The 8,638-nt window shown below is 69.7% G+C and carries 7 protein-coding genes; 1 reads left to right on the forward strand and 6 read right to left on the reverse strand.

Features of this window, described 5'->3' with window-relative positions; genetic code table 11:
- From ABDW59_RS24195 to ABDW59_RS24220, 6 genes are all read right to left on the reverse strand, one after another.
- Nucleotides 1-1,726 (reverse strand): TonB-dependent receptor plug domain-containing protein (locus ABDW59_RS24195; RefSeq protein ID WP_343633980.1); only part of this gene is annotated, 1,726 nt, incomplete at its 3' end.
- Nucleotides 1,727-1,807: 81 nt separating this feature from the next.
- Nucleotides 1,808-2,884 carry a sn-glycerol-3-phosphate ABC transporter ATP-binding protein UgpC gene (gene ugpC, locus ABDW59_RS24200; protein WP_343633982.1) on the reverse strand — a complete coding sequence of 359 codons (1,077 nt, stop codon included), beginning with the start codon at nucleotides 2,882-2,884 and terminating at the stop codon, nucleotides 1,808-1,810.
- A complete protein-coding gene (locus ABDW59_RS24205; protein ID WP_343633984.1) occupies nucleotides 2,877-4,262 on the reverse strand; it encodes a GH1 family beta-glucosidase in 1,386 nt (461 codons plus the stop codon). Before ABDW59_RS24205 ends, ugpC begins: the two co-directional genes overlap by 8 nt.
- A gap of 150 nt (nucleotides 4,263-4,412) precedes the next feature.
- Nucleotides 4,413-5,297: a carbohydrate ABC transporter permease gene (locus tag ABDW59_RS24210; protein ID WP_343633986.1), complete on the reverse strand. Its 885-nt coding sequence runs from the start codon at nucleotides 5,295-5,297 to the stop codon at nucleotides 4,413-4,415.
- 19 nt (nucleotides 5,298-5,316) lie between these two features.
- A complete protein-coding gene (locus ABDW59_RS24215; RefSeq protein ID WP_343633988.1) occupies nucleotides 5,317-6,294 on the reverse strand; it encodes a sugar ABC transporter permease in 978 nt (325 codons plus the stop codon).
- Between the two features lie 110 nt (nucleotides 6,295-6,404).
- A complete protein-coding gene (locus ABDW59_RS24220) occupies nucleotides 6,405-7,673 on the reverse strand; it encodes an extracellular solute-binding protein (RefSeq protein ID WP_343633990.1) in 1,269 nt (422 codons plus the stop codon).
- 241 nt (nucleotides 7,674-7,914) lie between these two features.
- Here ABDW59_RS24220 and ABDW59_RS24225 point away from each other — a divergent pair.
- The coding region (locus tag ABDW59_RS24225) for a LacI family DNA-binding transcriptional regulator (RefSeq protein WP_343633992.1) at nucleotides 7,915-8,638 on the forward strand (724 nt) is incomplete at its 3' end.

The following is an 8,638-nucleotide window of genomic DNA, read 5'->3' on the forward strand; positions in this document are numbered from 1 at the left end:
CGATCGGGCCCAGTTGTTGGCCGACCAGATCGCGCCGGCCCGCCGCCAGGAAGGTCTGGAGCAGGAACTGCGCCCGCTGCGCGTCCGTGGTGATCGTGCTCATGTCGAAGTTGGGCCGCGACAGCAGGGCCGGCTGGAAGCCCTCGGTGCCCCAGCGCGTGGCGTAGCAGCAGTCATAGTTCTCGCCGCCCAGCACCACGCCCAGGTTGCCGCCAATGCCCCAGCGCGACTTGCTCTCCTGCGTCCGGCGGAAGCCGCCGATGGCGCGCCAGCCCTCGGCCACCTTGTAGGTCGCGTCGATGTAGCCGGCCGTGGACTTGCCGCGCACGTCGGGCATGGTGAACTCGGTCCCCCAGTAGCAGCAGCCGCGATCAGACAGCGAGGCATAGCCCACCGCCTGCTTCTCCTTGAAATGGAAGAGCCCGGTGGTCCATTGCAGCGGCGATTGCGCGTCGTTGGAGCGCAGCACCAGCTCATAGACATTGCTCTTGGACAGCGTCTGCCAGTACTGGGTCGAGTAGTTGTCGTACTGGACCTGGCTCAGGTCGCGGCCCGGCCAGTCGATGCCTTCGGACTGGCCGTTGCGTTGCCAGAAGTCCACCGAACGCCGGCTCATGTTGAACTCGGCGCTGACCGGCCCGAGGTCCGCCTCCACCTTGCCCAGCACGCCCCACAGGTCGTTGCGCATGTCTCCCTGCGCGCCGCGATAAACGAGGCGGCGCAGGTCCAGGTCCTCCGCGCGCAGACCGCTGGCGCTGACCGCGGTGAAGATGTTGGCGCCGGGATAGCCGGTGCCGCGCTCGCGGCCGGTGTCGGCCACCAGACTGAATCGCAGCGCCTCGGTCGGCTCCCAGCGCGCCGACAGCCGCAGCGCGCGGTTGTTCTCAAGCCCTGCCGGCTTGAGCTTGCTCGCCTCGGGATCGGTCGACACATTGGTGAAGCCGTAATCCTTGGTGCTCTGGTAGCCGGCGATGCGGATGGCGGCATCCGTGCCGATGGGCAGGTTCACCGCCGCCTCGGCGCCATGGCCGTCGCGGTTGGAGACCTCGCCTTGCGCGTAGCCGGAGAACTGCCCCAGTCGCGGCTGCGCCGTGATGATGTTGAGCGTGCCTGCCAGCGCGTTGCGACCGTAGAGCGTCCCTTGCGGGCCCTTGTTCACCTCGACGCGTTCCAGGTCGTAGAACATCAGCCCCAGGCCGCGCGGACGCGGGATGTAGACGCCGTTCAGATGCGGCGCCGCGCCGGGGTCGCCCAGCTCGGTGTTGTTGGCCGAACCCACGCCGCGGATGAAGATCTCGACGTTGCCCTCCTGGTTGGCAATGCTCAGACCGGGCACGGCGGCCTGCAGCTGGCGCACCTCGGTGATGCCGTCCTTGCGCAGCTGATCGCCGCTGACCGACTGCACCACGCCCGAGACCTTCTGCGCCGTCTCCAGCCGGCGGTTGGACGTCACGGTCACGGTTTCCAGACGGCCGTCGGAGGACGTCTTGTCGACCGCTTTTTCGGCGGGCTTCTCGGCGGGTTTCTCATCGGCCGGCGCGGTCTGGGCGAACGCGTTGCCGTGGCACGCGGCGATCACCGCGGCCATGACCAGTGTGAGGCCGCCCTGCAGGGCAGGCGATCCGGAGGGTCGGGGCCAGGTCTTGCCCTCGGCCGTGGTCGTGGTCGTGGCCGTCGTGTGGGCGGTGGCGGTGGCGGTGGCGGGTTTCGCTTGTCTCTTTGTCATTGTTGTCCTCTGGCGGGAAGTGCTTATAGGGGATGGCGAGGGGCGCGAGGCCGGTGGAACTACGGGGGAAAACGCCAAGGGCTACGCGGCGAGCGCGCGACCCTCGGCATCGAAAAGGTGGATGCGGTCGGACTGGATGCGCAGCCCGACCGTGTCGCCCGCCTGTGGCGGGCGCGCGTCGGCGGGCAGGCGGATGGCCAGCGGCGCTTGCTCGGCGTCCAGTCGCGCATGCGCGATGACGGTGTCGCCCAGGTGCTCGATGAGCTCGATGCGCGCCGGCAGGCCCTCGCCCGGCGCCACCAGCGCGAGGTCGCCGGCCCGCACGCCCAGCGTGAGCGGCCCGCCGGCGGCGTTCGCTGCCTGCGAGGGCAGCGCGACGCCGGCCTCGAACAGGCGCCTCGCCTCGCGGTCGCCGGCGGAGGGCACACTCAGGAAGTTCATCGTCGGCGTTCCGAGGAAGCCGGCGACGAAACGGCTCGCGGGCCGCTCGAAGAGCGCCAGCGGCGTGCCGACCTGCTCGACCCGGCCGCCGTTGAACACCGCGATGCGGTCGCCCAGCGTCATCGCCTCGACCTGGTCATGGGTCACGTAGATCATGGTGGTGCCGAGCTCGCGATGCAGCCGCGCCAGCTCCAGCCGCATCTGCACGCGCAGCGCCGAGTCCAGGTTGGACAGCGGCTCGTCAAACAGGAACACCGCCGGCCGCCGCACGATCGCGCGACCGATGGCCACGCGCTGGCGCTGGCCGCCGGAAAGCTCGCGCGGCTTGCGCTGCAGCAGATGCGCGATGCGCAGGATCTCCGCCACCTGACCGACCCGCTCGCGCACCGCGGCGCGAGACTGGCCGGCCATCTTCAGCGCGAAGCCCATGTTCTGTTCCACCGTCATGTGCGGGTACAGCGCATAGCTCTGGAACACCATCGCGACGCCGCGCTCCGACGCATCCAGCGCGCTCACATCGCGTCCGCCGATGTGGATCTGTCCCTGGTCGAGGTCCTCCAGCCCGGCGATCAGCCGCAGCATCGTGGACTTGCCGCAGCCGGACGGGCCGACGAACACGGTGAACTCGCCCGCCGGGATGTCCAGGTCGATGCCTTTGAGCACCTCGGCGCCGGCGCCGTAGCGCTTTCGCACGCCGCGAAGCCGCAGTTCAGCCATGGGCGGCCTCCCCCGCAGCGCGCCCGGCGTCGGCCTTCAGATCCGCGATGGTGTCGCGATACCAGTGCGCGCTGTCCTTGAACACGCGTTGCTGGGTCTCGTAATCGACGTGGACCAGGCCGAAGCGCTTGGCATAGCCCGAGTCCCACTCGTAGTTGTCCATGAGGCTCCAGTAGAAGTAGCCGCGGACGTCCACGCCCGCCGCCTTGGCCTGGGCCAGTGCCTCGAGGTGGGCGTGCACGTAGTCGATGCGGGCGGCGTCGCGCACGCGGCCCTCCTGCAACGTGTCGGCGTTGGCCATGCCGTTCTCGGTGATGAAGATGGGCGGCAGCGCGCCGTACTGGTCCTTCAATCCGACCAGCAGCTCGCGCAACCCGTCCGGATGGATCTCCCAGCCCATGTCGGTCTGGCCCAGCGCGTTGGGCGCGGGACGCGGCGAGTCCTCGCGACTGACCCAGATGCGGCTGTAGAAGTTGACGCCCAGGAAGTCCATCGGCGCTTGGATCAGCGCCATGTCGCCGGCGCGGACCTCGGGGTAATGCGCGATGCCGGGATCCTGCGGGTACTCGCCCCGGAAGATCGGATCCATGTACCAGCGCACGAAGCGCGCGTACTCGGTCGCCGCGCCGGCGCGATCGGCGGCGCTGTCGGTGGCCGGCGTCACGCTGGACTGGTTCAGCACGATGCCCAGCGGGCAGCGCGCGCCGCTGGCGCGCATCGCGCTCATCGCCAGGCCGTGCGACAGCAGCAGGTGATGCGAGACCTGGGCCGCCAGTTGCGGATCGCGATCGCCGGGCGCGAACTTGCCGATCTCATGACCCAGCACCGCGGTGCACCAAGGCTCGTTGTGCGTGGCCAGCGAGGCCAGCCGATCGCCCAGCCGGCGCGCCATCGCGTCCGCATAGGTCGCGAAGTGGAAGGCCGTGTCGCGGTTGCCCCATCCGCCCAGGTCCTGCAGCGCCTGCGGCAGGTCCCAGTGATACAGCGTCGCATGCGGCGCGATGCCGTGCTCCAGCAGCGCATCGACCAGGCGGTCGTAGAAGTCCAAGCCCTTGGCGTTGAACGCGCCCTGCCCCTGCGGCTGCACGCGCGGCCAGGCGATGGAGAAGCGGTAGGCGTCGACGCCCAGCTCGCCGATCATCGCGACGTCATCGGCCCAGCGGCGGTAGTGGTCGCAGGCCACGGCGCCGCTCTCGCCGTTGACGGTGCGGCCGGGCTGGCGGGCGAAGGTGTCCCAGATGGAAGGACCGCGACCGTCCACGTCGACCGCGCCCTCGATCTGATAGGCGCTGGTGGCGACGCCCCAGCGGAAGTCGTCGGCGAGCAGCCGGCGCGCGAGGTCGGAGAGACGCGGGGAGTTCAGGGGACGGTCGGTCATGTCGGGCATCGTGGTCATGGCAATCGCAGGTGAGCGGAATGAATCAGGGATCGAGTGAATCGAAAAGGCGTTGAGGCGTTGAGGCGTTGAGGCGTTGAAGCTTTGAGGCGAGGAGCCGATGCGGCATGCGGGCGTCGCGAGGCGTTCCGGCTACTTGACCGCGCCGGCAGTCAGGCCGTCGATGAGCCGGCGCGAGGCCATCACGAACAGGATCAGCAGCGGCAGCACCGCGACCGCCGCGCCGGCGCTCAGCGCGCCCCAAGGCGTCTGACCGCTGCCCTGCAGCGCGCGCAGCGCGAGCGGCACGGTGTACAGGTCCATGTCGCGGATGACGACCAGCGGGCCCATGAAGTTGTTCCACGAGCCGATGAAGGTGATCAGCCCCAGCGTGCCCAGCGCCGGCAGCGTCAGCGGCAGCACGATGCGCCAGAAGATGGCGAACTCGCCGCAGCCGTCCAGCCGCGCGGCCTCGACCAGCTCGCGCGGCACGCTGGCGCCGATGTACTGGCGCATCATGAAGATGCCCAGCGCGCCGCAGGCGGCCGGCACGATCAGAGCCTTGTGCTCGTTGAGCCAGCCCAGCCAGGCCATGGTCAGCACCGTGGGCACCATGCCCAGGAAGCCCGGCAGCAGCAGCGTCGCCACGACCAGCCCGAACAGCCGATCCCGACCCGCGAAGTCCAGCAGCGCAAAGGCGTAACCGGCCAGCGAGCACAGCAGCAGGTTGAGCGCCGTCACCGCGAAGGCGATGTAGAAGCTCCAGCCCAGGTTGCGCCAGAAGTACGGGAGGCGCTCCAGCAGCAGCGCCAGGTTGTCCGGCAGCGCGTCCCCGAACCACAGCGGCGGCGGGACCGAGAGGATCTCCGCATTGCTGTGGGTCGCGAAGACCATCATCAGATAGAAGGGCGCGAACATCAGCAGCGCGCCGGCCAGCACGATGGCGTGGCCGATCAATCGGCTGGCGGGCCAGCGGCGGCGCCGGGCCGGCGCGGGCGACGCGAGCGCCACGGCGGTGGAAGCGAAGGGGGTGGACATCGGGAGCTTTCTTGCGGCGTCAGCGCTGGCGGCCCAGCAGACGGTTGTTGAGCCAGGTCGCGGCGGCGATCAGCAGGAACAGCAGCCAGGCGATGGCCGAGGCGGTGCCGAAGTCCCCGTCGGTGAAGGCGACCGAATACAGGTGCATTGCCACGGTCTTGCCGGCCTGGCCTGAGCCGCCCGTGCCGCCGGTCAGGATGAAGGGCTCCTCGAAGAGCTGCAGGCTGCCGATGATGGCCAGCGTCACCGCGAAGAAGACCATCGGGCGCAGCTGCGGCAGCACGATGTGCAGGAAGGTCTGGCGCGCGCTGACACCGTCGACGCGGGCGGCCTCGAAGAGGTCGCGCGGGATGGTCTGGATGGCCGACAGGTAGAGCACCGTGTTCCAGCCGACGTAGCGCCAGAAGACCACGATGGCGACCATCCAGCGCGTGTGTTCGGGCTGGTCCCAGTCGATGGGCGAGCCCGGGAACAGCGCGCCCAGCAGCGGCAGCTCATGCAGCGCGCGCAGGCCGGCGTTGATCGCGCCGAAGTCCTTGGAGAACAGCGCCGAGAACACCAGCGACACCGCCACGGTCGAAGTGATGAAGGGCAGGAAGTAGAGCCCGATCACACCGTTGCGCCAGCGCCGGAAGGCGGTGTGCAGGTAGTAGGCCAGCGGCAGCGCGACCAGGTGCTGCGGCACGCCGCCGACCACGGCCAGCCACAGCGTGTTGTAGAGCGTGTCGCGCAGGCCGTCGTCGCGGGTCAGCGCGTAGACGTAGTTGTCCAGACCCACCCATTGCATCGCGCCCAGTCCGGCCGCCGCATCCCAGCTGTGCAGCGACAACACCACGGAGAACAGCAGCGGGAACAGGCCGAACGCCGCGAAGAGCAGGAAAAAGGGGCTGATGAAGAGATAGGGCATCCAGCGCCGCGGGATGCGTGGCAGGCGCCAAGGGCCGCGCGCGACGGGCGGCGCCGTCGGCGGGCTGGAGGAGGGGGAGCGGTCGGTCATGTCGGCGGCGAATCGAAAGGTGGGTGCGGTCGTGCGGTCGTGCGGTCGTGCGGTCGTGCGGTCGTTGTGACGTTGTTCGTTGCGGCGTCGGAGGTCGCGGCGCTGGGCGCTCAGGCCGCGACGGGCCGGCGGCGAACGCGGCGTTCAATCGTGGTCTGCGCGTCGGCCAGCGCGGTGTCGACGCCCTTGCGGCGCATCAGCACCTGATCGAGCTCGTTGCGCACGACTTCGTCGGCCACCGCGTCGTAACGGTCCAGCGCCAGGGCCGGCACGCGCCGGGCCATGTCGCGCCACTGCAGGCGCGCCCGCTGTCCGCCGAGGAAGGGAATCGGCTCGGCGAGGAAGGCGTCCTCCTGCGCGGCCAGTTGCACGGGGAAGGCATCCAGCGCGCGGAAGGCCGCCACCTGCTGATCGCGTCCCAGCGAGAGCAGCCGCAGCAGATCCCAGGCCAGCGCCTTCTGGCGCGAGTGCACCGGGATCGCGTAGAAGGAGCCGCCCCAGGCGGCCGCCGCGCCCTCGGGCAGCGGCGCGCTGCGCCAGCGGCCGGCGGTGGCGGGCGCGATCCAGTGCTTCAGATGGCCGCCCAGCCAGGAGCCCATCATCTGCGCCGCGATCGCGTCGCGGCGGAAGCCCTCGGCCCATTCATTGGTCCAGGCGCGCACGCCCGCGTCGATGCCCGCCTCGCGCGCCTGCCGGGCCAGCTCGAAGGCTTGTCGGAAGCGCTCGCCGCGGACCAGGCTGCGGCCTTGCGCGTCGAAGAACACACCCTCCCCGTCCGCCAGTCCGGCGCGGATGCGAATGTCCTTGAGGTCCTGCGCATGAGCGACCAGATAGGCGCCGGTGGCCGCGCGCAGGCGCCGTCCGGCCGCCAGAAAGCTCGCCCACGAGCTTATGAGATCGTTTTCATGAAGGCCCGAACGAGCGAGCAGATCCTCGCGATAGAACAAGGCGCCGGGACCGACGTCGACCGGCAAGGCCTTCACCTCACCCCGCGCGTTGACGCCCGCGCGCCAGGCAAAGCGGGCGATCTCGGACTCGTGGGAACGGGCATTGAAGGGGGCGCGCGACAAGTCCTCCAGCCCGGCCGAATCCAGGAACTTGCCCATGAAATCCATGTCCAGAGCGATCAGATCGGGCAGTGCCGCGCCGGCCGCCAGGGCCGTGGTCATGGCGGTATGGTGGTCCTTGTGGGCCAGCGTCACGATGTTGACCTCCACGCCCGGATGCAGCCGCGCGAAGGACGGCAACGCGAGCTTGAGCGCGCGATCCAGGTCGGGGTAGCTCGCAACGGTGACCCGCACGGATGCGGCTTTGGCCGTGCCCGCGACGGCCGCGCAGGACAGCAGCGTCAGGGCTTCTCGGCGCCTCAGCGATCTCATTGTTTTTCCTGTCGTCGACGCCGCGGAAGCTCCGCGACGCAGCCTTGTCTCAGCGGCTTGAAATCGAATTCATGCAGTCTGCACGCACAGGAATCGCCTTGTCAACGTTGTCAAAGAGGTAACCGCACGAGCCAAGGGAAGACCCTGAGGGACGCGGCGCCGGCTGTCTCGTCCGCGCCGCGAAATCGTTATCATCGGGCGGATCCGACCATCGTCAGGCGCCCGCGGCGCCCTCAGCTCCATGGAATCGAGTGCTTCGAGCCCCGCCCTCCCCCGCGCCAGACCCGAGCCGGCCACCGTGCAGGACGTGGCGCGTCTGGCCGGCGTGTCGCCGGCCACGGTGTCGCGCATCCTCACGGGCTCGGCCCGCGTCGCCGAGGACAAGCGGCGCGCGGTGGAAGCCGCCATCCAGAAACTGAAGTTCCGGCCCAATCTGTCGGCGCGCGGACTGCGCAGCGGGTCGACGCACACCATCGGCGTGCTGACGCAGGAATTGGAGAGCCCCTACTTCGCCAACGCGGCCAAGGGCGTGGATCAGGCGCTGACCGGCAGCGGCTACGCGCCCATCGTGGTGCCCGGGCACTGGAATCCGGAGGAGGAAGCGGAGCGGGTCGCCCTGCTGACCGCGCGCAAGGTCGACGGCCTGATCGTGCTGGGCGGCCGGCTGAGCGACGCGCAGATCGCGGAGCTCGCGCAGCAGCAACCGGTGGCGGTGATCGGCCGGCGCATGAGCGCGCCGGGCGTGATCGCGTTCTATCAGGATCAGGTCGAGGGCGGGCGGCTGGCCACCGAGCATCTGATCGCGCTGGGCCATCGCCGCATCGCTCACATCGCCGGACCGTCCAGCCATGTGGACGCGCAGGAGCGCAAGGCAGGCTTCATGCTGGCGCATCGCCAGGCGGGGCTGAGCGTGGATCCGGCGCTGATCGTCGAAGGCGATTTCATGGAGGGCGGCGGCATCGCGG

Source organism: Roseateles sp. (genome assembly GCF_039595295.1).
Classification (GTDB): domain Bacteria; phylum Pseudomonadota; class Gammaproteobacteria; order Burkholderiales; family Burkholderiaceae_C; genus Roseateles.